Source organism: Paenibacillus sp. NPDC058367, assembly GCF_042723305.1.
Taxonomy (GTDB): domain Bacteria; phylum Bacillota; class Bacilli; order Paenibacillales; family Paenibacillaceae; genus Paenibacillus_AQ.
The window spans coordinates 174593-199911 of sequence record NZ_JBHXIZ010000009.1 but is presented as its reverse complement, the minus strand read 5'-3'; the positions used below and the strand labels follow the sequence as shown (position 1 = coordinate 199911).

The following is a 25319-nucleotide window of genomic DNA, read 5'->3' as shown; positions in this document are numbered from 1 at the left end:
ATATCCTACTCACTCGTTGTTCAGTTTTCAAAGATCAAGTTCTCGTTGGCGCCGTTTAATGTCTCAGCAGCAACTCTTATACTATATCATGTTCGGCCGTTTAATGTCAAGCTCTTTTTTTAACTTCTTTTTCGAGCTCGGCATGTGTATTTCTTGGCCGGACTTAGAATATATCATGTATAGAGATTCATTGCAAGCATTGTTTTTAAATTCATATTATTTTGTATTCTGTTACTTCTTCATCATAATACTCCACTTCTTAGAGATGGCCTATTATACAAAAAGCATTAAACACAAAAGAGCCCCAGCAGATAAGCTGAGACCCCTTTGTTAGACACAAGCTAAGCTTGAGTTCAATTCACGCAGATAATAGATTACTTCTGCCCTTTTTCTAATAATGCAAGGATTATGGTAACCGCCTCTGCTCTTGTTGCCTTCTGGTTAGGTGCAAATTTATTCTGCCCTACACCGTTCACAAGGCCTGATTTCGCTGCTGCTGCAATATATGGCACTGCCCATGCTGGTACATCCTTAGCATCATTGAAGGTTAATGTCGCTTTAGGATCTACCGTAATACCAAGAGCACGAACAACCATAACTGCTAATTCTGTACGTGTTAGCTCCTGCGTAGGACGGAATGTTCCATCATCATAGCCACTGATAATTTGCAGAGATACAGCCTGTGCCACAAAAGACTTAGCCCATGCTGGAATCTTCGCAGAATCCTTAAAGCTTGAAGTGTCACCATTCTCCGGCAATTGCAATGCACGTGCCAGCATTGTGATAAATTCAACCCGATTTACTTTCTGATTCGGACGGAAAGTATCATCCGGATAACCACTAACGAAGCCAGCTGCTACTGCTTTCTCGATAACAGCAGCCGCCCAGTGATTGCTAGTATCCGTTAAAGATGGCTTACTAACTGGCGTCGCAGTTGGTGAAGGCGCCGTTGTCGGTGCTGGTGTAGCTGTTGGCGCTACTGTTGGTGTTGGTGTTGGTGTTGCTGTCGGTTTTGTCGTTGGTGCTGTTGTTGGTGCTGTTGTTGGCGCTGTCGTTGGTGCTGTTGTTGGTGCTGTTGTTGGCGCTGTCGTTGGTGCTGTTGTTGGTGCTGTTGTCGGCTCTGTTGTTGGTGTTGTCGTTGGTGTTGGTGTTGGCGTTGGTGTAACTCCACCATTCTCATCGCCCTTAACAATACCGAACTCTTCAAGAACATATGGTCTAGCCTCATTAACATTCTGATCAATCTCATAAGATACAGCTGTCAGCTTCCCTGCATCTACAGTGATACCAACAAAGGTCTGAACTTGACCGCGCATTGGACGCGTAGCATCACTTGGGTCCGCTCCGTATTTAGCTGCTGTATTCTCATTGGCTACTTCAAAGAGATTATAGTAAGCATCTCCCAATTCTTTCTTCATGTTCTTATAGTAAACCTTCGCTCCTGCCGTAGCTGGAATCAGATAGATTGTTCCATCTGGGTTTACTGTGTACTCTACCGTTTGACCATTGAAGCTTTCCTTGATTTTCACTGTGTCTGCTGCAGTTCCGTCAGCCTTGATTGGCTTGGTTCGTGCATAGATATGATCGTGACCTTGAAGCACCAGGTCAATACCCAGTTCAGCCATCATTGGAGCGACTTTCGCTCTTTCTCCATTAGCGCCCATAATATCTTTGTCAGTAGCGTGGTTAGAGGTTGTGTATGGTCCTTTATGCATAGCGACGATAATCCACTTCGCTCCAGCAGCCTTCGCTGCTTTTACATCGGCCTTCATCCAATCCAACTGTGCTTTGCTGAAGTTAGCATATTCATCCGAATTCTCATTCGTGTTCAAGACTACAAAGTGCGCATTGCTGTAATCATAGGAATAGTATGCTCCTGTTTCTGTTGGTGAGCCTACGGCTTCCTTAATATTGTAGTGCTCATAGAAGGCATTCGCTTTATCCTCATGGTTCCCCGCAACTGGAACAATAGTGGTATTGAGCAAGGTTTCCTGTGAATGGCCAAGCAACCAATTCCATTGTGATTCATTGGTTCCAGTATCTACGATATCTCCGTTAATCGCCACAAACTCAGCATTCGGGAATGTCGTAAGTGCTTTTGCCATCGTTTCTCCAGAAAGAATAGCCTCATCTTCGGTCTTAGCTTGTGTGTCCGCCAGATCGATGAAAGTAAATGCACCTGTCTTAGCAGCTGTTTCGAAAGTTCCCACTGCACTCCACAATCCCAGTGCTTTATCACCTACACGGAAGTAGTATTTCATATCAGCCTTAAGGCCAGAAGCTTCAGCTTTATGAACTAATTCATCCTTTGAATTTCTGGAAACAGCTGAACGGCCTGTAAACTCAGCAGCTTTTGTAAAGTCTGGAGTAACGCCCGTATTCTCTACAACCTGCAGGTCGCTTCCTGCAGATTTCAACGCTGTGTACCAAGTGAATCCTTTTGCACTCACTGGATCGCCGTTAAAGGTAACGGTAACTTTTTTGATAGAATCGCTAGAAGCAATTTTAGCTTCTGAATTGGTTCTGTCACTTACAGCTTTGATAACAAATTGATAGGTTTGGTTCGGATTAGTATTTTCTACAGTGTAACTATAAGAAGTTTGACCTTCCGTATTAGGAACACTGACCGTCCAGTTTGCAGATACCAGATCATTTTGCTCATAAATGCGATATCCTGATACCGGTGCACCGGATGCAGGCGCATCCCAAGTTAACGTGATTTTACCGCCATCTGCTACAGTAGCTTTTGCATTTTGCACAGGTTTAACAGCTACATCAGACTTATGAATGCTGTATTTATCATACAAGTCAGTAGATCCACCAGTTGTCGTGGTATAGGCTTCGTATGAAAATTCATTATTTGTTACAGTCATTCCTGTGAACATTTCCTTACCAGGCTGCTCGTATTTAGCTGCAAAAGGAAATGGACCTGCTGCTACATTATATTTTTTATTGCCCGCTGCATTTGTAATCAGGTATAACGTACCCTTAGGATCAGTTACCACTCCGTTTTTGTCCGGCTTAATATCCGTCAACGGCTGATTGTTGTACATTTGATAGCTTCTAGTATAGGTGTGGTCATGTCCTCCGATAACCATGTCAATACCAAGCTCATCAAATACCTTTGTCAAATTAGCTCTGTAATAGAGTACATCTGTATCATTTGTGTGACTGGCAACTGAATAAGGTGATTTATGCAAAAGCACAACCTTCCACTTCTGATCGCTTTTCGCGGCTTCACTGCGCAGCCACTCTACTTGTTTTTTGTAAATTTCGTTATTCTCAAGACTCGAGCTAGCACCATAATATTCTGTATTAATAACCATAAAGTGTGCTGAACCGTAGTCAAAAGAATATACAGAGCCATCTGGTTTTGCGCCCGTATTCGAGACATTAGGTAAATTAAAATGAGTTGTGTAATTGCTATAACTCTTACTTTCATGATTACCTACCAGTGGAACCAATGGAATATTTGCTAGAATATCCTTTGGTTTATTGAAGAACCATCCCCATTGCTCCTCAATATCACCGTTGTCTACCAAATCACCGGAATTCAGAATGAATTCACTTGTCGGGAATTTAGCCAATCCCTCTTGAAGGGTATGATTCCAAATATCAAAATCACCTTCAGTTGTTCCTTGAGAGTCCGTTGTATATAAGAACTTAAATGCCTGATTACTGGAGCTTTCTGTTGTAAACGTTCCGATGTCACTCCAATTGTCAGCTTGTCCATCCCCAGCACGGTAAGCATACTCCGTTCCCGGCTGCAGGTGATCAGCAATGACCTTATGACTAGTCAGTACTACTGGTTTCTTGGCTGACTTATCCGCTTTGGTCATATACACGCTTGTTGTAACCGATGTTCCTTCGTAAGTTTGAGCACCTACCGGGAACTGACCGTCCACTAATTTAGAAGCTTCTACTACTTCAAGCTTGGTACCCGTCACACTCTCAGGTGCATACCAGTTGAATCCCATACTAGTCTGAGGGTTTCCGTTAAAAGTAAGTGCGATAGACTCAGGCTTCCCAACTCCAGGGTCTACAGGCTCTACTACCGGATAAGCAATCAGGTTCATATCCCAATAGAGGTCAGAGCTACCATCACTCGACTGATGCACCTCAGCTGAAAGCTCATTACTTCCGTCCTTCAAGTTAGCCTTTACTACTTCGGTAAGGTCTACCTTGGTATATTCGTTTGGATCACTTAAGTTAGTTGAACTTTTTGTTTGAAAATTAATTTCGCCCGCTGGCATAGCCTCACGGTAAATTTCTTTACCGTTCAAATATAGTACAGCTCCGTCATCAAATGCGAAGTTACCCAAGATTTTATCGGATTTCGCAATCTCTTCCTTATTCACCGTTACGTTTGTACGGAAGTAAGAAGTACGATATTTCATACTCTTATTAGAACCGTAGCTTATATTTGTGTTCAGAGCACCAAATTGCTTGCTGCTGACTCCGGATCCACTATCTTTATAACCAAGCGGTGCTTGGCCAGACGCCCATGTTGAATCATCGTACACGGACCGCCATACCGTCCCTTGATCTGTTCCGTGATCTAGATACTTCCACGTAGAATTCCCTGCCAATAATGTAACAGGCTCTAACGATTGTAATTGCAGTAGTCCAGCATCCCCATTGCTGTCTTCAGCATAAGCTGGTATTCCTGTGAATGTAATTCCCAGTACCATAACGAAAGCTAAGGTCATGGATACAGCTTGTTTAAATAACCTGTTCATAATCAGTCTCCCTTACTGTTCTATGAAATGCTTGCATCCATTTATAGTAACTATTAAATATTTTCGCAATGTCTTTATAAACATAGAAGTTTGTAAAGTACATCGTGTATGTATTCTTACAAAAGTGGTTACAGTAACGGCAAGGTTGCCAATCAAGGAGGATAAACATGGACGATACTCATGCTTTTGTAGAAAAAGTACACGATACTCAAAAGAAAGCTGAAAAGAATAAAGAAAATCACGGTAAAAGTACACCAAGTCAAAAGCTGCCAAATAAACAGCACAGTAAGTAAAAGCGTTTAAATCATTGGCTCCCAAACACGACAAAGAAGCAGCAAGCCTCTCCAACTATGGGAGACTTGCTGCTTTACTTTTTAAGGCACAAAGATAAGTGCTAATGAGGGCTTATTTCGTCCATTTCACTACATTTACTGCTACTTTTTCTAATTGCGTCTTACTCAGTGTTTTATTCGGGGAACTAATAGTAACAAAACGATCATCCAGTTTATAGGTCAAGAACAACGACTCGGTAGATGGACTATACCATTTAGCTTCGGTTCCGTTAGAGAGCTTTACGGTTTCACCTTTATATTCGTAAGCGTAATCACGAGGAGAAATGTTCACCTTCATCTGCTTAAACAGAAAGTTCACACCATCATCTGAACCCACTACTTTTTGAAATGCGTCTCCACTCACCATTTGAGTAGGTGCATAGGCTGTTTCAAAACCCTGGAAATTAGCGAAGGCTTTAACAATCTCTTCTTTCTGAGTGTTGCTGTATTGTACTGGAGTCAGAGAAATAGTGTCAGTCACCGAGCCTCCTGTGCCAAGAATAACCTGATTGTTCACCGCATCAAAGGTCACAGGCACCTTCATTACATCAGCAATCGCACGTACAGGAAGATAGGTTGTATTGTTATACGTAATTGGTGCCAGTGCATTTCCTTTATTATCAACTGGCGTATACGCCGTGCCATTCACCTTAAATCCAATGCTGTGATTGAGATATGCCGTAATTTTCTGAAGTTTAGTTCCTGCGTACACACCGGCTGATCCTGTGACTACCATCCCAAACACCATTGTTGCTATAATTATTTTTTTGTTTTTCATAAGTAAGCCCTCCTCGAAAGTTCAATCTTTGTTCTTACTTTAGCTCAAACAAAATAAGATTATGTCTCTAAGTTGTTTCTTACTTGTACCCATTTTGTAATTAAAAAAATCAAAATATCATTAATTCAAACAAAAATAAAAACAGCAACCCGCTTGTCCTAAAAAGGATCGTACGGATTGCTGTTAGAGATTAACTTTGATACGGCGTTGTAACCTTATACACTTCTGTATATAAAATTTCTCTATAAAGATTGAATTCTTCTACATCGACAGGGTTAGGGTAAGTCATAATTTGAAGCGGTAAATCCGCATTTCCCTCACGCAGAGGGGGCTGCACATACGCATAAGGATTCAAATGGAAGCCCAGTCGCTCATAAAAGCCAATTCTCCGTTGTTCCATTTCACCCAGTGGCGGCTCTACTTCAAGAAGCACAGGCTTGCCCGACTGACGGATATATTCTTCCATCAGCTTTTTACCAATGCCCCCACCTCTTATACTTGGGTCCACGGCAATATGTTCTATAAATCGAAATCCTGGAAACTCCCAGCAAGCTATAAAAGCAATGATTTTCCCCTCAGCATTCACTTCGGTAATCAATCGGTAATGTGAAACATCCAATAACTCCTGTTGTCCCTCATAGGTTCTGATCTCGGAGGTAGGAAAAGAGGCTTCCATAATGGCGAATATTTCATCAAAAGTTGTGTGATTCATAACATAGTTCTCACTTTCTGGATTTATATTTACACAAGTTATCTTAACCTTCTAAACCCTATGATATCAAATTTAAGCCTCAAGGTACTAGTACCTGGTACTAGGATAACGTGCTATACTAAGCATAACAGTTTTACACATCTTGTTTTATATAGGAGAGGTTCATATTGGATAATCAGCAGTGGATCGCACCTGAGTACTACAATCTCACTTCGGAAATGGAACGTCATGCTCCGGAAAAGATTGCGCTTAAGTGGTTGAATGAACAAGGAGACTACGAGGAGATCACTTACGGAGATCTTCGCAAGCAAGCTAACCAACTTGCCGGAGGGCTCGCAGCACTCGGCCTTCAGCAAGGGGATCGTGTTCTTGTAATGGTTCCCCGTCGAATCATCGCTTATGTCATCTATTTAGCATGTCTGAAGCAAGGACTTGCCATTATCCCTTCATCAGAAATGCTTCGCGCAAAGGATTTATCTTATCGTCTGCGGCATTCCGAAGCCAGAGCTGTTATTGCCTGGTCCGAGGTCACTGATGAAGTTAATAAAATCTCAGACGATCTGCCTGCTCTGGATTACCGTCTTTCCGTATCCGGCGACCCTGACGAGCTCGGTCATGGATGGCTAGATCTGGAAGGCCTAATGATTGATCAGCCAGATAAATTCACAGCAGTCGAAAGCCACCGCGACGATATGGCAATCTTGGCATATACCTCTGGAACAACTGGCAACCCTAAAGCAGTCGTTCACAGTCATGGCTGGGGTTATGCTCACTTACGTATCACATCGCCTCAATGGCTCGATATCAAAGAAACCGACACCGTTTGGGCAACAGCAGCACCGGGCTGGCAGAAGTGGATCTGGAGCCCCTTCCTAACCGTCCTTGGCAACGGGGCGACCGGCTTTGTATATAGTGGATCTTTTCATCCCAAAAAATATTTGCAGCTGTTACAAGATCACAACATCGAGGTATTATGCTGTACGCCAACCGAATATCGCTTGATGGCCAAATTAGAAAATCTCAATCAGTATGACTTGTCCCACCTTCGCTGCGCGGTTTCCGCTGGAGAGCCTTTGAATCAAGAGGTTATCAACACCTTCCAGCGTGAATTCAATATCACGATTCGTGATGGTTACGGTCAAACAGAAAGTACGCTAATTATCGGTACTCTCAAAGATACATCTATCCGAATAGGTTCTATGGGTAAGTCTATTGCTCCAGGTCTAATTGAAGTGGTAGATGAGGACGGCATTCCGTTACCTGCTGGAGTTGTTGGAGATATCGCAGTGCACCTAAGCATGCCAGCGTTATTCCATACCTATTACAAAGACCCTGGCAGAAAAGAAAGCTCTACTCACGGCGAGTTCTTCATAACTGGTGACCGGGCACGGAAAGATGAAGAGGGTTATTTCTGGTTCGAGGGCCGTGGAGATGACATTATCATTAGTTCGGGCTACACCATAGGTCCTTTCGAAGTAGAAGAAGCCCTTATGAAGCATGCTGCGGTTAAGGAATGCGCGGTCGTTGCAACTCCGGATGAAATCCGCGGACATATCGTTAAAGCTTTTATTGTACTAAAAGATGAGACCGCCGCTTCTCCAGAGCTTGTGAAGGAGCTGCAATCCCATGTTAAAGAGTGGACCGCTCCTTATAAATATCCACGCAAAATCGAGTTCATTCAAGATCTTCCGAAGACAACCTCCGGAAAAATACGGAGAGTAGAGCTTCGCGAGCAGGAGAAACGTGCTGCGCAGGAGTAACATAACAGTAGATATTTAATAAACAAAGAGCAGCTAGTCCGTAATAGGACTGCTGCTCTTCTTTATAGGGTATCAGCTTGTTACTCAGACCAATATTTCGCATCCGGGTTTAGAGCCGCACCTACTTCGCCCTCTTTTACTAAATCGCAATCGAGGTAACCCTCTTCATCCAGGAAATAAACCTCCTGCTTGTAGAACTCACATAAAGTCTCCAGGAACTTTTCAGGTGATTCATACATGACAATCAGATCCCCAAAATCATGCAGCAGGTCACATACACGTTCCACACCATCTGCAGATTTATAGTAACAAATGAAGTCGCTACCGTAGTTCGTTAAGATCGGCAAGATAACTCCATCCGCTTGATGGCCTTTTTCCTCCAATATTCCAGCTAAAATCTTCATCTCTGCTTCATATTCATTAATATGAATTAGACGATATCCTGGAATAAATTCGATCAGACTTGGTTCTTCTTCCTCACTGCTTGTACCCGAAACTGTGTTATAAATGGCCTTCAGCAGTTCAGGGGCTTCCGGAAAAATCGCCGTAATCTTCGCTTCATTATCACCTTTACCTAAGCTGGCAATATAGTCAGGACGTAAGTCAGCGGAAAGCTTAAGATATTCTTGAAATTGTTCTGTCAATTTGTTAGTTTGCATGTTGTCATCCTTTACTTGTTCGAGGAATTCCACATCTTCATCAGCCAAGCGTCAAAGTCAGCGCCCTTTTCGCCTTCGTAAATATCGTACACGTCGATTCTCATCTTCTTCAGTTTCTCTTTGAAATCTTCGTATGAATGATCTCTTGGCAAGCTCTTCTTGATTCTCAGGAGTATTTTGGATACGCCTTTTACTAGCTCCGGTTTATTCTTGGAAGGTGCTTTAACATCTTCGCCGAATGCCTTCAGTTTAAGGTAAGCCGCTTCTTGAACTGTATATACAGGATCGCTCTCCATTAAACGCGTCAGGATATCGATAATTTGTTTGTGGTTAGTCTGTCCCAGTTCTTCAACAGCCTCTAGACGGGCTCTCCAATCCGCAGAGCGGTTGGCAGCTTTCTTTAATTCCTCGTAATTCTCCGGTAGTCCATTATTGTTCAGTTCTTCGATCATTCCGTTCAATCCCCTTCTATTCAAAACTATCTATCTAACATTAACAGTATAACCAACCATTGCGCAAGCTAAGAGAGGAAGATCTTTGCATGACCTTTTCCTTCAAACATATTTCCACAAAATTGGGGTAAAGTATTCGAAAGAAAGTGTCCCGCAACATTCTATAGACTCTTTACGTTAGTTAACTAGAGAAACGTAGATCAAACACACCAAGGAGAGTGACCTAATTGAAAAAACATACCTTCATTCTAGCGTTAACTATTGTATTAAGTGTAATGCTTAGCGCCTGTTCCAGTAGTAACAATGAAGCCGTTGTCGAAACCAATCTGACGCCGAAAGAAATGATCGACGAGATGCTCGCAAAAGTGGAACAGCCTTCATTAATGGAAGTTGAAGAAGATATGGTGGCTCAGCTGTACCATCTAGCTCCATCATTACTTGAAGATTATAGCATTAGAATGCCAATGATGAATGTGAAAAGTAACGAAATTGCCATTTTAAAAGTTAAAGATGCAAAAGATATCTCTACTGTCGAAACCGCCGTCAAAGAGCGTGCGACTGATATTCAAAAGCAATTCGAACAATACCTTCCGGATCAGTATGAGAACGCCAAAAATTATAAGCTGGTCACAAAAGGCAATTACATCTTATTCGTGATTTCGGAGAGTGCTGATCAGCTGGTGACTGAATTTGATACCTTGTTCACTAAAAAATAATTAGCGATGGTATTCAGCAGCCTCCTGTTCCTATTCCTGTTCCTGCCGGCTGTCCTTGCACTCTACTATGTTTCGCCTTGGCGAATCAAAAACCTCATATTGTTCTTAAGCAGTCTGGTGTTTTATGCTTGGGGCGAACCCGTCTACATTGTAATTATGTTGCTGTCCACCATTACGGATTACGGCTTTGGTCTACTTCTTAGTAGACCGAAGCTAACTAAGGTACAGCGCAAGTGGATTGTGGTTAGCTCTATGGTTATTAACCTGGGCTTATTGTCGTATTTCAAATATGCAGATTTTCTCATCCAAAATGTAAATGAACTCCTCGGTACTCATATCCCATTAACTGATTTACCACTACCTATTGGGATTTCGTTCTATACCTTTCAATCCATGTCGTACATCATTGACGTATACAGAGGAACTGCTAAAGCACAGCGAAATTGGATTGATTTCGGAACGTTTGTAGCCTTGTTTCCGCAATTAGTAGCCGGTCCTATCGTTCAATACAACACCATTGCAGAGCAATTACGAGCGCGTTCGGTGGATATCCCCATGTTCGCAGAGGGTGTACGAAGATTCATTATCGGACTAGCCAAAAAAGTGCTGCTTGCCAATAACATCGGTTTGCTCTGGCACACCATCTCCAGCTCCAATCTAGATTCCATGCCTGCTTTAACCGCTTGGATTGGCATTATTGCATTTTCTTTTCAGATCTATTTTGATTTCAGTGGATATTCGGATATGGCGATTGGCCTAGGACTTATGTTCGGCTTCCGCTTTAACGAGAACTTCAACAAACCTTATATTTCACAGAGCATTACCGACTTCTGGCGAAGATGGCATATTTCCCTTAGCAGTTGGTTTCGTGACTACGTATATATCCCGCTTGGAGGCAACCGCCGGGGTTTAGGCATTCAGGTGCGCAATATCCTCATCGTCTGGCTGTTGACGGGAATCTGGCACGGAGCAAGCTGGAATTTTCTACTCTGGGGATTATACTTTGGGGTTATTCTTATCTTTGAAAAATGGTGGGGATTAAAGCTACTGAGCCGCCTACCGCGCTGGGTTAGGCATCTATATGCCATTGTACTTATTCTCATCGGATGGGTCTTGTTCGCCTTTGAAGAACTTCCATTGGTGCTTAGTTACTTGCAAGCGATGCTCGGCTTTAACGGTCAACCATTGTGGGATACCACTACTTTATACTTCACTTACACAAACGCGATTCTACTCGTCATACTAACTTTAGCCTCTGCACCTTTAAAAGCTTTCAAGCGTATGGATGCTAGAACGATTCCTTCTCTTGTTTGGTATGGTGTGCTATTCTTCCTATCTGTCGCTTACTTAGTGGATGCTACCTTTAACCCGTTCTTATATTTCCGATTCTAGGGGGTGATTGTTTATGAAGCAGAGAACGGATCGAATACTAGTGGCGGGATTTGTCGCGACGCTGTTTCTGGTGGGTATAACCTTTTTCTTATTGCCAGTTCAACGTTTCTCTGAGCTAGAAAACCGATATTTGCAAAGCGCTCCCCAACTGACATGGGACAATTTATTATCCCACACCTACGCGGAAGAGGCGGAAAGCTTCGTAACCGATCACTTCCCTTTTCGCGCCAAATGGGTATGGGTGAAATCGGCGATGGAGCAAATGAGGTTGCAGCAAGAAAATAACGGAATATATAAGGGGAAAGACGGCTACTTATTCGAAAAATTCGAGGCACCTGATCACAATAAGGTTCAGCAATATACAGCGGCTGTGAAGCGTTTTGCCGATAAAAATGCAGAAGCCAAAATGACCTTTCTGCTTGCGCCGACATCGGTAGGCTTGTACAACGAGCGTCTGCCCTGGTTAGCACCCGTATATTCGCAAGCCGAGGTGAATCAAACGATTGCTGAGGATGTAGGGAATAGCCTTACTTTTATAAATGGATTTAATGTTCTTGCTCCTCATGCCGCAGAGGACATTTATTATCGGACCGATCATCACTGGACAACCTACGGCGCTTATTTGGCTTACGTAACTTATGCTAAAAGTATGGGATGGCTGCCTCTATCCCAGAGCGAATTCGAGATTGAGACGGTAAGCGATTCGTTCCTTGGAAGCTACCATACGCGGAGTCAATTCATTGGAGTGGCACCAGATTCCATTCAAGTGTATAAGCCTGTTCATGATGTATCCACCAAGATGCATATTGTAGATACGGGTGAGACTTTAACAAGTATGTACGATCCAAGCTATCTGGAGAAAAAAGATAAATACTCTTATTTCCTAGGCGGCGTTCATGCCCTCATGAAAATCACAAGCCAGCTTGATCCTAAAGTGGTCAAACAGGAGAAGCTGCTCGTCATCAAGGACTCCTATGCGCATAGTGTCATCCCTTTTCTGGCTCAGCATGTGCCTGAGATCCACGTGATCGACATCCGTTATTATAACGGGAGTATCAGTGATTATATGGCTCAGAATGATATCAAGGATGTATTGATGCTGTTTAATACAGCAACTTTTGTTGATAATGCTTCGATCTTGAAGCTAAATTGATGGTAGGGCGATGAATATGGTGATGGCTGGTAAAGAATATGGTGATTGTGCGATGAATATGGTGATGGGGCGTAACTGCGGGAAGTTTGGACTTTCGGTCGCTGTTGTCTCCAGATGTTTTTGATTTCACCGCTAACAGCGGATAACATCCGGAGACAAAGGCGAACGCTCCGCTCCTACAGTTCCAAAATTCCCTCCGTTACTTTCCACCATATTTATGGGTTAAATCTGAAAACCATTCACGATTATGTGTAGAATCGTGTCTCTGCCGATAGCTTTAAAGCGAATGAATCCTCCTTGAAGGAGTGCTTCATTTATTATGAGCTGCAATTCAATTCCACTAGCATTGCATTAAGCTTCACATCACACCACTTTGCGGATTAGGGAAATCATCCCTAAAATTAGTCAATTATCGGCTCAATTTGTGACTTTCAAGGAAATCCTCCCTAATAAATACGAGAATACCCTCTTTATGAATGAAACACCCTGATAATTGGGGAGATTTTCCCTAATTATCGCTTGGAGCACGATTAATCTCACATAATCAGGGAGGTTTTCCCTAATCTAAACATTTAATCATTGATAGTGCCTGATATATATTCATTATGAGGTTGATTAAGAGTGAAAGTGTTGCCACAGTAACTGAAGATTTCTTAAGGGACATTTTCCTCCCACTAACAATTATTTTCTGTAACCTCTACATCAAACCAAACACTAAAACTAATATACGAGTCCTCTAATGTGGCTTCATATTTGAGATCATTCTTAGCTAGAATCTCCGCGACGATAGACAGGCCAAGTCCAGTTCCTGAGATTTCTTTATTCCGAGACTCCTCGATGACATAGAACGGGTCCCAAATATACGCTAGATGCTTCTCTTTTAGGCGCGTAGTTTTATTAGTAATGCTGAATTTCAAAGTGCCTTGGGTATCATTCGCTACTGAGATTCCAAAGACATTCTCTTCCCCATATTTAATGGCATTACTAATTAAGTTGTTGAATACAATTTCTATCTGGCTGCTATCCTCCTCAACGATGGATCTTTCAACCGAATGGAAGTCGGTCTGTAAGATCAGGTTTTTATTTTTGAACGTAATATTATATTGTGAGATCACTTTGAGCAGAAGCTCTTTAAGATCGAATTTTTCTTTATGCACTACGGTCTTTTGGATCTTGGACAGCTTAATTAAGTAATCCACCATATCAGACGTATACTTCACCTGTTCCAAAATGATATCCGTATAGGTGCCATCATCCAGATCGTCCTGAATACCAATGGTATACGCTTGGATTAAGGATAACGGTGTTTTTACCTCGTGTGAAATGCTTGAGATCAGTGTGTTTAAGCTTTGATTTTTCTTTTCCAGCTCTGCATGGGCACTTTTCAGGCGCTGACTCATCTGGTTAATGCTCTTTGATAATTCTTCGATTTCATCCCCCGATTTAATCGTCACTTGTTTAAAATCAAGATTGGAGATATCCTTCGCCACATCCTGCAATTGCTCTAACGGAGTAATGATTTTCCTCGAAAAATAAGCCACTAACAGCAAACTGATAATAATCCCCAAAAGAATGGAATAGAAGCTGAATTGGTTTACGATGTTTAAAGCATCTGTATTGTGCACAACCACTGTGCCGATGAGGATTAAGCTACCATCCTGCTCATATATTTTCGTTAACAGGCTGGACTTCAATTTCCCCTGATTAAATAATAGATTCACCGTTTTTCCTTCATTTACCTTTTGCAAAACTTCTTCCGTAATCCAGAACTTATTAAGTGCCACTTTATCTTTGTACAACGCAAATTGAATGTTCTCGTTGATTATTGTTGCGCTTCCGTTGTTCTCAACCCTAACTATCGTTACATTGTTATTGTTCTCGATCGCTGTTTCTTTCTCCATGAGCTGATCCAGACTGAGATCCTTTACTTCGTCATATATGTCGTTAATTTTGGTTTTCATTTTGTAAAGGTAATAATCGGACGAGAAAAAATTGTGCAATGAATAGGACGTCCCAAACACAATCAGCAGAATAATACTTACCATAATCAATAACTTCGTGCTTATTTTATTGATTTTTATCATGGAAGCTGTACCCCATTCCCCTATGTGTGATTACGTGGTCAGCCCCAATCTTATCGCGTAATCTTTTGATATGAGTATCCACGGTTCTCTCTTCACCAAGATAATCCATCCCCCAAACGGAAGATAACAAAGAATCTCTGGACAAAATCCGGCCTTTATTCTCATATAGGAAGGTTAGCAGTTCAAACTCTTTTTTATATAGGGACAGCTCCTCCCCATTCTTGAACACTTTTTTTCGCTCAAAATCAATTTCTAAATCCCGTATAGCAGCTACCTTTTCGGTACCCAGCATTTTTTTGATTCTCAGCATTAAGATCCGTGGATCGAATGGTTTTCTTATATATTCATCTGCACCGATATCTAATGCGCTAAATTCATCGTCGTGGGAAGATCGAGCGGTCAACATGACCACCTTAGCTAAACTAACCTGCTTGATTTCATTGCATACCTCAATCCCGCTTCGCTTAGGCATCATCCAATCCAGTACCACAAGGTCGATCTTATTCGAAAAAAAGAGCTCCAGCGCCTCCTCCCCATCCGCTGCTACCCAAACGTTATAGCCCTCTTTTTCAAAATAAGTCTTCAATATAGTGGTCATGTGTTTCTCATCATCGGCAATTAGAATGTTCAAGTAGCATCATTTACTCCTTTCCTTCAAGTCCTTTCTTCAATACTTCCCATATTGGGCTATCGACTACTTTTCGAGGAGGCTGTTCGCCATTCTCTATCGCTTGCCAATATTCCCAGGTTGGGGGCTTACTTCCCAATTCATAATCCATACCGTCCCAAGTATCCTCGCGGAAAGCATAAAACGCCCAGTGCCAGCCGAAATCATCAAAAATCGAAATTAAATCAGCCATGTATTGATCTGCACCTTTTACTAATCGATTCGTTCCAAATTCTTCTGCAACAATCCGGTTTGCGGGGATGTTATTTTCCTTTGCCCACTGTGCAACAGGTTCCAGAAATTCCTTTAAGGCTTCCTTGTTAAAAACTTTTTCCGTTTTATCTTCTCCTACTTTTATCGTTCCAGGATATTCATAGGTTAACCCTTTTTTCTTATTTTGACTGGTTAGCTCGTAAGGCTCGTACATATGAAAAGCATACAACACATTTTCATCATCGATCGGTTTTAAATATTTAAAGGCCCAAGGTGTAGCATACAGCCCAGAATTTACGATAATTGGCGTCTTGGTATCTACGGTACGAATAGCGGTCACTATCGTCTCATATAAAAGATTCAAATCCGCAGGGGTGTTCTCTACTGAGCTATACCATTCGCTGTAATCCTGTGTCCAGAAGTCATTAAATCCCGTGGCGGTCTCTGGATGCGGCTCATTTATCAGGTTATAACCGATTACCGCAGGATGATCTTTCAACCGGCTTGCTAGATCCCTCCAAAACACTGCCGCTTGTTCATGATAACTGAAATCTTTCCATATCCGATCATCATTTTTGTAATTATTGAACTGCCTCCAGCGATCTCCGGGGAGACTGAGGACGGTCAGCACCACTTTGGAGCCCCGAGCCTCGGCTGCATCTAAGTCCGCTTTTAACTCGGCAAAATCCTCCTCAACAATCCCTTCATACTTATCTGCATTCCCTATTAGAAAATCTTTATCCGGGTTCGCATCCGGTTTGTCATTAAATAAAAAGTCACTGTCTTTTGCCCATTTATCTGGTGCCAAACGAATGAATTCAATATTCTGCTCTTTCGCAGCATCATAGTTTTCCGGTAAAGATTTTGAATTCATGAAATTGGTTCCTTTTCTCTGGCCATCCCAGAAGGCTAACTTCTCATTCCTTTCTTTCGTTTCTTCCTTCTTCTCTTCTTTCTTCAGTTCTGGATTGGCTTGCGGTGGTACCGAACTGCATCCGACAACCAACAATAAGATCAACACGATAAAAGCTTTAGAATTCTTCATTTTCTCACCTCGTAGCCTATCGTAGCGAATCTCTGTTACAAGAGTGTCACAAGGGGTGGAAATCAAGCCGAAAATGATTCGTTTAATAACAGAAGCTCAACCAAAAGTACTGGTTGAGCTTCTGTTCATTCTCCAAACAACAGATCCAAAATCCGTTCATCCGCTTGGCGGTTCTTGCCTTTATAAGGATAACAATGAATATGAATCGCTGGATTAAAATTGATCTCAATAATGCTGTAATTGGTACCCTTCGCCTCTTCCCTAATATTATCAATCATCATGTCTACTCCACAAATAGTGGCCCCTGCAGCTTTAGCTGATTGAATGGCTAGATCTTTATAGCTGTCCGGAATCTCATCAGTAAAGTCTAAGCTATCTCCACCGGTACTAATATTCGAATTCTCCCGCAGGTATATGATCTCATTCAATGGAGGAATATCGCTCCAAGTCATAGTGTGATTCTTCAAAAACATCTCTTCTGCTTCGCCAATCCGAATCTTCTCAAGCGGAGTTTTGTAGCCACGACCTCTTAGCGGATCCTTATTCTTTTCGTGGACCAGCTCTTCAATCGTATGTACACCATCACCGACCACATTCGCCGGAACCCGGTGCAATACTCCGACTACTTCATCACCCATGACTAGAAAACGATATTCTTTCCCCGTCATAAATTCCTCAAGCAGCACTGTTCGATCATGCTCGAAGGCGATTTCGAAGGCTTTTTGATAATCTTCTTGGGAGAAATCATCTGTAAAAATAGTAATGCCGAGTCCAAAGTTGGTTGATTTGGGTTTGATCACTATTCGCTTATTACGATAAGTTCCATATGCATTCATTGCCGCTTCCAGATCTCCAAATGCCTCACCTGAAGGAACACGAATGCCATGTTGTTTGAGAACTTCCTTCGTAACAATTTTATTCTCCATAATTAGTACCGTGCTGTAAGAATCCAGGGATGTCTTCGTAGCCTGCTTAACGTATTCTTTATGACCGCCTTTCGTAAGTACAACAAAGTTCTCTTCCCGATCAAGCAATTGTAACTTAATCCCACGTTTAACTGCTGCCTTCAGTAGAAGCTGTGTAGATAGCTCCAAATCCTCATATCCTACAAATCGGTATCCATTTACAAGACTTTCCTTAGCATATTGTTTGGCTTTATTCAAATGATATTTAATAAAAGAGGATTGTTGAACTTCCGACTTCACAATCCCTGCAAAGCTCTGATCTGGATTTAGAATCTTATCCTTAGCTCCGTTCAGAACGTTCGAGAACTGTTTATCCTCTGGGTTCAATAGCTGAATCATATCCTGCATTTCTTGCATACAAATTAAAGCCTTCTGTTCCATTGTCCCGCAAGAATCTCCGTAATCATGCAAACAGCCTTTGATCCCCTCCATGATCAATTGATCATGATTAAGATTCGCCATCTTCTGATCCTCTACTCCGAACGGTTCATCCTCTTTTAATAGCATATACAGGATAAACAGATGAATGAAAGTCATTGATTCTTTGCTAATTCCTATTTTATAGAGTGGATTGAGATCAATAAAACGAAGCTCCAAATAGGCAATCCCATCCTGCAGCAGCTCCTCTAACGGATGTTTACCTCTTGCCGTCTTCACTCTAACCGGGCTATAGAACTCTTTTACACTTAATAATTCTTCCGATTCAATCAACGCTTGTAAATCATGTACATATTCCGTAAGCGAGTCAAAAGATACATAGAGAGGCTTTTCATTCCGATACCCGCATTCGCTATTTCGCAGTGAATTCATATTCAGATAATAGAAGCTTTTATCATCATCCGATTCACCACGTGCCACACATTGCTCCATATAAGTCTTATCAAAAACAGGACTAGCACCTGTTAAATAGATTAGAAGCCAGCGGTATCGCAATAGGTTGCGGGCTATTTTTAAATAGGTAGCATCTTTGAAATCTTTAAAACTCTCTTGTGGATCAGCGATATCATGAAGCTTTTTTAGAAATTGTTCATCAAAAGAGAAATTATAATGGATCCCACTCAGCAATTGTCTTTTACGACCATACTTATCGGCTAACTGATGTCTATACTCGTCCTCTACCGGATTACCCATTTTGGCAATGGGAATTTCCTTATCATTCGGGAGCATGGGAGGATTACTACTCGGCCACAGATATTCTTCATTAAGCTCTAGCGACACAATATCCTGCAGCGCCTCCAGAAAGTTATAAGTCTCTTCAATAGAATCAAAAGAGGGTGTCACCATTTCAACCTGACTCTCTGAGAAATCTGTTTGAATATAGGGGTTCTCCAGCTTGTTTCCAAAGGCTTTTGGATGTGGTGTCAGCGCAAGTCTTCCCTCTGGATCCACTCTGACATTTTCTTTTTCCAGTCCAAATTCTCCGTGAAAAATCTCCTTATTCAAATGGTTATCCTTTAAAAGCTGTATGAGTTTACGATTTAATAAAACCATTCCTACGCTCATCCTTTGCTTAGTAGTTTGCCTGCTGTTTATTCATCATGAACAAAGATCTTCTAAACCAGAACACAAGAATAACACCCTTGAACACACTGCTTAGCGCAATCGACATCCACACCCCATTCAAGCCAAAAGGTTCGGATAAGAGTAAGGCTAGTGGAATTCGGAGTGCAGTAAATGAAATACTAAAGATCGGCGGGATGTGGGTTTGACCCATGCCGTTAAAAGCACCTACTGTCATCAATTCCATACACATGAATAATTGTGAGTAACCGATGATCCGCATATAATCTGCGCCCAATTCCAAACTTGTCTGGTCTGATAAAAACAATGAAAATAGCTGCTGCGGGAACGCAATAAATATAAGCGACACGATCACGCCAAAAATGGAGGTTAAAATTAAGGCCTGACGATACCCCTGCCCAATACGATCGAAGCGACGTGCTCCATAATTTTGACCAAAAAAGGCAGCAATAGCTCCCTGTAGTCCGCCAATGGTCATATAGGAAATGGATTCAATTTGGATTCCTACTTTTTGAACCGCAATAGCATCCTCTCCAAATCGTACAATGATCTTGGCAATGATGATCGATATGATCGTAAAGGTGACCCGTTGGATCGTTATCGGTAGCCCCATGCGGATGACTTCTTTCATTTGACGACTGTCCCACGCGGATGTGTTTGAAATGAGTTCTGACTTTCTTGTCTTCACGATAAAAAGAGCCGTAACCAAAATGTTCGCCGTTAATGTTGCAATAGCTGCCCCCGCTACTCCCCATCCTTCAAAACTGCCCCAGCCAAAAATCAAAAATGGATCAAGGACAATATTAACCATAAGACCAATGGAGAAGATCTGAAACGGTTGTTTACTATTTCCCATAGCATTTAAGAGAGTTGCGAATAACGTATTCACAATGGAAAATACCGATCCAAATATCGAAATCATTAGAAATTGTCTAGCCATCCGTTCTACTTCATCACTTCCAAGATCAAAAAAACCAATCAACTGATTCTTGGTTAATAGCACTAAACTCATATAGAGAAGTCCTAATAAAATAGACATCATAAATCCGTTCTTTATATAAGATTTAGCCTTCTCTAACTGACCAGATCCCATACAATGCGCCACCTTGATCCCTGTGCCGATCGTAACCATAGTCGATAAAGCAATCGCTAGATTAATGAAAAAGCTCGCTGTACCAATCGCGGCAACCGGACCACTTCCTAATCTTCCAACCCAAATCATATCGACTAGACCATAAGTAGTAGAGATGAAATTCGTCGCAATAATCGGAAGCGTTAATTTCATTAAGGTAGGCATAATAGGACCCTGAGTCAAATCGTTTGTGTCCTTCAAGTCCTTCAAGTCTAATTACACCTTCTTCATCTAATTTCAAATCCATTATATAACCACGCACTTATATAATCAATTGATTATATGTGAACAATATTTTGAGTTCGGATTTTTAGGCGAAATGGCTATTGAAAAGAACGATTAGTTCGTTTAGAATAAAACCAACAATCAGTTCTATATTTATAGAACTAATAACAAGTTCAGTATTTCACTGAAAGAATGGAGCAGCTCTTGGATTATAAAGTAGAGGTCGATTTTGCACCCATGTATGAATGTGTTAGTAGTATGACTGCTTTTCTAAGTAAGCAGAACCATACTGCCATGGATTCCGGTAAGCTCTGGGTACGCGATGTTCAAGCCAGATTCGCGCCAATGCTGCTACGTAAAATGCAGGAAGTCGTTAAGAAACTTGATGATTTCAGTTTGGCTCCCTATATTTGGTGCTGTCCGGGAGAGCGTTCGGTAGAGGGGTTTTTGGAGTGGTTCGATGGTTTATCTTCGGGCGAACTGTATGAAATATCCGGACGTTTCGGCCAATCGGTCCCTTCCAATCTTGCGGAGCTTAGGGACACTGCCGCTGACATCCTCCGCGAATGGAACTCAGGTTACTTCAGTGGAATCGATCCTAATATCATCAAAGGGCTTGAGCAAGAAGCCGAATCAAGACGCGCGATGCTAAGCGGGAACAATGATATGGAAGTCTTTGAAGCAGCTACTGCTGGAATGCGCCTTTATCCAACCGAACATCTGAAGCAGGTCATTATCATTCCGCAATATCATGCTCGTCCATTGGTTACGACCGCTATGTATGATGAATTCGTATTCACCAGCTACTCTTGTGATGTTCTCCCTCCGGAAGCTGGACGGCCTGCGCCTGCATTACTCCGCCTTACCCGTGCGTTGTCAGATGAGACCCGGCTGTATATCCTTCGTTTGCTCACAGGCAAGCAGCTCAATTTCACAGAAATCGTGCGTGAGGTAGGACTTTCTAAAAGCACAATCCACTACCATCTTATCGCACTGCGTGCAGCTGGGCTGGTCATTGTCCATACCAATGTTAGAAACGCATCGTACAGCCTGCGATTAGAAGCGTTAAACGGGCTACCTCAGCAGATTGGGGCGTATCTGGAGAGTTAAGCATAAACGGCTTAGGCGTCCTTATAAGGACGGTAAGCGTATTTGCGAGAAATATAAGATAGTATAGGTGCAAAACTTTATACTTTCTTATTTTAAGAAAGGAGCTACCAAGCAATGATAAAACGCAGCTATTATGGTCTACTCTCGACCATTACATTAAGCGCTTTTGGAGATGCTTTTGGCTTACTGGCTATGGAGTGGCTCGTCTATGAGCTAACCGGTTCTAAGCTAGCGATGGGAGCACTCGCGCTCAGTTCCGGCATACCTGAGCTGCTGTTGCGCTTGCTCGGTTCACCGTTGTCCGATCGGCTGCACCGGATCCGTTTTATGGCCTGCTTGGCAGCCATTCGCTTGCTGGCTATAGCACTGCCACTCGGCATGGGCCTGGCTGGCCAATTGCAGCTGTGGCATCTGTTTGTCGCCGCGGGTCTCAGCGGATCTTGCGCCGCATTGTTCATGCCAACAGCGATGGCTGTTATTCCTGGCGTTGCCGACAGCCGGAAGCTGGTGCGAGCTTTTGCTATCATTGATGGCAGCAAAAGCGCAGCAGTCCTGCTGGGGCCTGCCTTAGCAGGTGCGTTGACCGCTGCTAGTGGAGCGCTGCCCGCCCTTGGCATCAACATGATATGTTACGCAGCCGCCATCACTACCTTGCTGTGCTTACAAAAGCTACCGAAACCTTCTCCAGCCCCAGGTAGTTTCTCCATCACCGTTTACGTTCGCGAGATAGCCGAGGGTTTTACCTTCTATAAACAATTTCCTGCAATGCTTACGATTATGATCATGGCCTCCATCAGTAATTTAAGCTCAATTGCCGTCTGGACGATGATGGTCCCTTTTGTACGCGAAGTGCTCCACCGCGATGCGGCCACGATGGGCACGCTAAGTACAGTTTTCGCACTGGGAACCTTAGTCGGGCTAAGTGTGATTTCCATGATAGGGGAAATTAAAAAAAGACGGCTTGTCATGCTTAGCAGTCTGGGGACCATAGGTTTAGTGACTACCTTATGGGGGTTATTCCCTAGTTTTTCTTTTGCTCTCGCCGCTGTATTTGCTACTGGAACGTTAGGCCCCTTCTTCGGTTCCTTAAGCTCGTCACTCCATGGACGTCTAGTTCCGAGCCATCTGCAAGGAAGAGTCAATTCTATTCGCTTTCTGATCGGTGGCGGGTTGCAGCCTTTTGGTGCTTTTGCCGGTGGCGCGATTGCCCAGCATTATGGGGTGCCGGTACTTTTTGTAATCGCCGGACTGCTTCCAATGCTCTGTGCTAGCGCAGCCTTGCTACTCCCCGGACTCAAAGCGCTGGATGGTGACCTTTCCACCCTTGAGGCTACCCATAGGCGACCCGTTGTGGAAGTTCCGTCACAAGGTCTTGTAACTGAACGATAAGTGGGGATATGTAGAAGAGTTCACTGATTCCAATAGAAACAGCGATAACTTAGGACAAGGAAATCACGTCCTAAACTACCGCTGTTTATTTTAATTTATCAAGCAAAAAAGGAAACCGGATTTTTAATTTTTTCACAATAGAGACTACCCTCTGTCGTTGAAGGCGGCGGATGGCAGTCTGTTTTTTTATAGTCTTGTTAACGTTCCATTCACACTACTCTGATAATGTCTATAAGCGTTAGGTGGATGATCATCCAAACCCAATAAATGATGATGCGGAGGATAATAATGTTAACTTCTTTTAAAAAAAGACTAATCGTTGGTCTAACCCTATTGGCTGTGATTAGTGCCGGATTAGGCGCAAGCCTGGTGTTGCCCGGGTACCAGGCATCGGCCGAGACCAAAACGGATCAAACCGTGCTACCCATAACTCAGACTGAAGTACCCGCCAATCTCGATGATACCGCGAGTCTGACTGCCTTCGTTGATAGCATCATGGAAAAAGACATGAATCGGCTGCAAATTCCGGGAGCGGTCATCTCCATCGTTAAAGACGACAAGATTATTTTGGCCAAAGGTTATGGCAGTTCCAATCTGGAAAAGGCAGCACCCGTTGACCCGATAACCAGCATGTTTCGAATTGCTTCAACGACAAAGCTGTTCACCTGGACAGCGGTGATGCAACTGGTCGAGCAAGGCAAAATTGATCTAGACACGGATATTAACACCTACCTGAAATCAGTGAAGATCCCTGCTACTTATCCTGAACCTATCACTATGCGCCATTTGATGACACATACAGCAGGGTTCGAAGAAGGTGGAGTTGGTTATCAAATCACTACAGACCCTGCCAAATTGCCGGGGTCAATCTCGGAAACACTCAATAAGCATATGTTGGCACGGGTAAGACCACCCGGACAGATAAGTTCTTATTCGAACTACGGAGCTACACTCGCAGGTCTAATTGTAGAGGAAGTTAGCGGTATTCCTTACAATGATTATATAAAGAAATATATTTTTGATCCGCTCGACATGAAATATTCGACTGTAGTAGAACCTTTGCCGGAGTCATTCATGCCCAACAAAGTTGTGGGGTACAACAGCGAGAACGGTAGTTTTATTCCAGGTACACCTACCTTCGAGGGCGGCTTTCGTCCTGCCGGCTCGGGTACAGTATCAGCAGTAGATATAGCGCATTTCATGATCGCCCATCTGCAGAACGGGAAATATGGAGACCAGCAGATTCTGAGACCCGAGACGGCAGAACTAATGCATTCAACGGCGTTTCAATTTGATAAACGTCTGCCGGGGGTGGATCTTGGGTTCGCAGAGAAACAAATCAATGGGCTCACGCTGATCACTCATGGTGGTTCTGACCCCATGTTTAATACGGGATTGTATCTTGTGCCTGCCAAGCATGTAGGCATCTTTGTATCCTACAACGGCGGTGAGGGCGGTGATTCCGCAGCAGACCTCATCCAAGCCTTTTTCAACCGCTACTACCCTGCTCCTGATGCGAGTCAGGCTGAATTCATCGCTTCTGATGAATCTATTCAGAAATATGCAGGAGCCTATCAATTTACACGCCGAAACATCAGTGATATTGATAAGTTTTTCAACTTTTTCGCTCAGCTGAATGTCTCGGTTGAGGATAATAAGCTATCCTTGGGAAGTGGTAGTGAACAACAATTGTATAGAGAAGTCGGTCCGAATATGTTCCAACTCGAGGGAGGTACCGAACAAATTGCCTTCCGTACGAATGAGTCCGGTAAGGTTACACATATGATCTTAGGGATGGTACCGGATATGCCGCTGGAGCGTACGCCTCTCTTGGATCAAAATAAATTTTGGCTTATCGTCCTAGGGTTCTTGGGGTTGATTTTCATCACTGCATTGCTCGGACTAATCTTCTCCAGACGCAAGATCAAGGCGATGACGCCACCTGAAAAGTGGGCCATCCGCCTATCTGCGGGAACTGCTGGCTGGGCGCTGCTATCTTTCGTCACGATATTTATGGTGGTTATGTCCATGGACATGATGCAGAAGTTCAGCGGGATCAGTCTTTCGCTTTCTCTCAGTTTAGTTATGCCAATCATTTTGGTTGGTCTGACTTTAGCTTTACTAATCTCGGCTATACTGGTTTGGAAGAATAAATACTGGACAGCTTTCAAGCGTGTGCATTATACGTTAGTGACGCTTTCGGCTGTGGCGATGACTCTGTTCTTCTACTATTGGAACCTGTTGGGTTGGCAGTTCGGATAACACCATTACTTGC

Annotated in this window: 18 protein-coding genes; 8 read left to right on the top strand and 10 right to left on the bottom strand. The window is 42.9% G+C overall.

What is annotated here, in order from left to right:
* Positions 1-374: 374 nt before the first annotated feature.
* Entirely contained in the window at positions 375-4739 is a 4365-nt protein-coding gene (locus ACFWMP_RS29765) for an S-layer homology domain-containing protein (RefSeq protein ID WP_379425934.1), read from the bottom strand.
* A gap of 167 nt (positions 4740-4906) precedes the next feature.
* Between ACFWMP_RS29765 and ACFWMP_RS29760 the strand changes: the two genes are divergently transcribed.
* Entirely contained in the window at positions 4907-5032 is a 126-nt protein-coding gene (locus tag ACFWMP_RS29760) for a DUF4023 domain-containing protein (protein WP_052404154.1), read from the top strand.
* A 112-nt stretch (positions 5033-5144) separates the two neighbouring features.
* Here ACFWMP_RS29760 and ACFWMP_RS29755 read toward each other — a convergent pair whose 3' ends face one another.
* Positions 5145-5849: a hypothetical protein gene (locus ACFWMP_RS29755; RefSeq protein ID WP_379425932.1), complete on the bottom strand. Its 705-nt coding sequence runs from the start codon at positions 5847-5849 to the stop codon at positions 5145-5147.
* Between the two features lie 190 nt (positions 5850-6039).
* Positions 6040-6561, bottom strand: a complete 522-nt coding sequence (locus ACFWMP_RS29750) for a GNAT family N-acetyltransferase (RefSeq protein ID WP_379425930.1) — start codon at positions 6559-6561, stop codon at positions 6040-6042.
* 164 nt (positions 6562-6725) lie between these two features.
* Between ACFWMP_RS29750 and mbcS the strand changes: the two genes are divergently transcribed.
* Positions 6726-8321, top strand: a complete 1596-nt coding sequence (mbcS, locus tag ACFWMP_RS29745) for an acyl-CoA synthetase MbcS (protein ID WP_379425945.1) — start codon at positions 6726-6728, stop codon at positions 8319-8321.
* Positions 8322-8401: 80 nt separating this feature from the next.
* On the opposite strand, the gene ACFWMP_RS29740 is transcribed toward mbcS, so the two are convergent.
* A complete protein-coding gene (locus tag ACFWMP_RS29740; protein ID WP_042184979.1) occupies positions 8402-8980 on the bottom strand; it encodes an SMI1/KNR4 family protein in 579 nt (192 codons plus the stop codon).
* An 11-nt stretch (positions 8981-8991) separates the two neighbouring features.
* Positions 8992-9432 (bottom strand): HEAT repeat domain-containing protein, encoded by a 441-nt coding sequence (locus tag ACFWMP_RS29735; protein WP_042184977.1) that lies wholly within the window; start codon positions 9430-9432, stop codon positions 8992-8994.
* A 227-nt stretch (positions 9433-9659) separates the two neighbouring features.
* Between ACFWMP_RS29735 and ACFWMP_RS29730 the strand changes: the two genes are divergently transcribed.
* The 3 genes from ACFWMP_RS29730 to ACFWMP_RS29720 are packed head-to-tail and all read left to right on the top strand — an operon-like array spanning position 9660 to position 12693.
* A complete protein-coding gene (locus tag ACFWMP_RS29730; RefSeq protein ID WP_379425927.1) occupies positions 9660-10148 on the top strand; it encodes a DUF4358 domain-containing protein in 489 nt (162 codons plus the stop codon).
* Between the two features lie 6 nt (positions 10149-10154).
* Positions 10155-11540: an MBOAT family O-acyltransferase gene (locus ACFWMP_RS29725; protein WP_379425925.1), complete on the top strand. Its 1386-nt coding sequence runs from the start codon at positions 10155-10157 to the stop codon at positions 11538-11540.
* 13 nt (positions 11541-11553) lie between these two features.
* A complete protein-coding gene (locus ACFWMP_RS29720; protein ID WP_379425923.1) occupies positions 11554-12693 on the top strand; it encodes a DHHW family protein in 1140 nt (379 codons plus the stop codon).
* A 674-nt stretch (positions 12694-13367) separates the two neighbouring features.
* Here ACFWMP_RS29720 and ACFWMP_RS29715 read toward each other — a convergent pair.
* From ACFWMP_RS29715 to ACFWMP_RS29695, 5 genes are all read right to left on the bottom strand, one after another.
* A complete protein-coding gene (locus ACFWMP_RS29715; protein ID WP_379425921.1) occupies positions 13368-14654 on the bottom strand; it encodes a sensor histidine kinase in 1287 nt (428 codons plus the stop codon).
* Between the two features lie 106 nt (positions 14655-14760).
* Entirely contained in the window at positions 14761-15408 is a 648-nt protein-coding gene (locus ACFWMP_RS29710) for a response regulator transcription factor (protein ID WP_042184967.1), read from the bottom strand.
* Positions 15409-15418: 10 nt separating this feature from the next.
* A complete protein-coding gene (locus ACFWMP_RS29705) occupies positions 15419-16702 on the bottom strand; it encodes a glycoside hydrolase family 5 protein (RefSeq protein ID WP_379425918.1) in 1284 nt (427 codons plus the stop codon).
* 125 nt (positions 16703-16827) lie between these two features.
* On the bottom strand, positions 16828-19158 hold the full coding sequence (gshAB, locus tag ACFWMP_RS29700; protein ID WP_379425916.1) for a bifunctional glutamate--cysteine ligase GshA/glutathione synthetase GshB: 2331 nt from the start codon (positions 19156-19158) through the stop codon (positions 16828-16830).
* A 19-nt stretch (positions 19159-19177) separates the two neighbouring features.
* A complete protein-coding gene (locus tag ACFWMP_RS29695) occupies positions 19178-20530 on the bottom strand; it encodes an MATE family efflux transporter (RefSeq protein WP_379425914.1) in 1353 nt (450 codons plus the stop codon).
* 207 nt (positions 20531-20737) lie between these two features.
* Between ACFWMP_RS29695 and ACFWMP_RS29690 the strand changes: the two genes are divergently transcribed.
* The 3 genes from ACFWMP_RS29690 (at position 20738) to ACFWMP_RS29680 (ending at position 25306) form a co-directional block, all read left to right on the top strand.
* The gene (locus ACFWMP_RS29690) at positions 20738-21655 is read left to right on the top strand and encodes an ArsR/SmtB family transcription factor (RefSeq protein ID WP_339800535.1); all 918 of its coding nucleotides are present in this window, start codon (positions 20738-20740) and stop codon (positions 21653-21655) included.
* A gap of 114 nt (positions 21656-21769) precedes the next feature.
* A complete protein-coding gene (locus tag ACFWMP_RS29685) occupies positions 21770-23044 on the top strand; it encodes an MFS transporter (RefSeq protein ID WP_379425911.1) in 1275 nt (424 codons plus the stop codon).
* 288 nt (positions 23045-23332) lie between these two features.
* Positions 23333-25306, top strand: a complete 1974-nt coding sequence (locus ACFWMP_RS29680) for a serine hydrolase domain-containing protein (RefSeq protein WP_379425909.1) — start codon at positions 23333-23335, stop codon at positions 25304-25306.
* Positions 25307-25319 lie beyond the last annotated feature (13 nt).

Coding starts and splice junctions, on each gene's coding strand:
- ACFWMP_RS29765 (WP_379425934.1), bottom strand. CDS start 4,739: ATGAACAGGTTATTTAAACAAGCTGTATCCATGACCTTAGCTTTCGTT.
- ACFWMP_RS29760 (WP_052404154.1), top strand. CDS start 4,907: ATGGACGATACTCATGCTTTTGTAGAAAAAGTACACGATACTCAAAAG.
- ACFWMP_RS29755 (WP_379425932.1), bottom strand. CDS start 5,849: ATGAAAAACAAAAAAATAATTATAGCAACAATGGTGTTTGGGATGGTA.
- ACFWMP_RS29750 (WP_379425930.1), bottom strand. CDS start 6,561: ATGAATCACACAACTTTTGATGAAATATTCGCCATTATGGAAGCCTCT.
- ACFWMP_RS29740 (WP_042184979.1), bottom strand. CDS start 8,980: ATGCAAACTAACAAATTGACAGAACAATTTCAAGAATATCTTAAGCTT.
- ACFWMP_RS29735 (WP_042184977.1), bottom strand. CDS start 9,432: ATGATCGAAGAACTGAACAATAATGGACTACCGGAGAATTACGAGGAA.
- ACFWMP_RS29725 (WP_379425925.1), top strand. CDS start 10,155: ATGGTATTCAGCAGCCTCCTGTTCCTATTCCTGTTCCTGCCGGCTGTC.
- ACFWMP_RS29720 (WP_379425923.1), top strand. CDS start 11,554: ATGAAGCAGAGAACGGATCGAATACTAGTGGCGGGATTTGTCGCGACG.
- ACFWMP_RS29715 (WP_379425921.1), bottom strand. CDS start 14,654: ATGAAAACCAAAATTAACGACATATATGACGAAGTAAAGGATCTCAGT.
- ACFWMP_RS29705 (WP_379425918.1), bottom strand. CDS start 16,702: ATGAAGAATTCTAAAGCTTTTATCGTGTTGATCTTATTGTTGGTTGTC.
- gshAB (WP_379425916.1), bottom strand. CDS start 19,158: ATGGTTTTATTAAATCGTAAACTCATACAGCTTTTAAAGGATAACCAT.
- ACFWMP_RS29690 (WP_339800535.1), top strand. CDS start 20,738: ATGGAGCAGCTCTTGGATTATAAAGTAGAGGTCGATTTTGCACCCATG.
- ACFWMP_RS29685 (WP_379425911.1), top strand. CDS start 21,770: ATGATAAAACGCAGCTATTATGGTCTACTCTCGACCATTACATTAAGC.
- ACFWMP_RS29680 (WP_379425909.1), top strand. CDS start 23,333: ATGTTAACTTCTTTTAAAAAAAGACTAATCGTTGGTCTAACCCTATTG.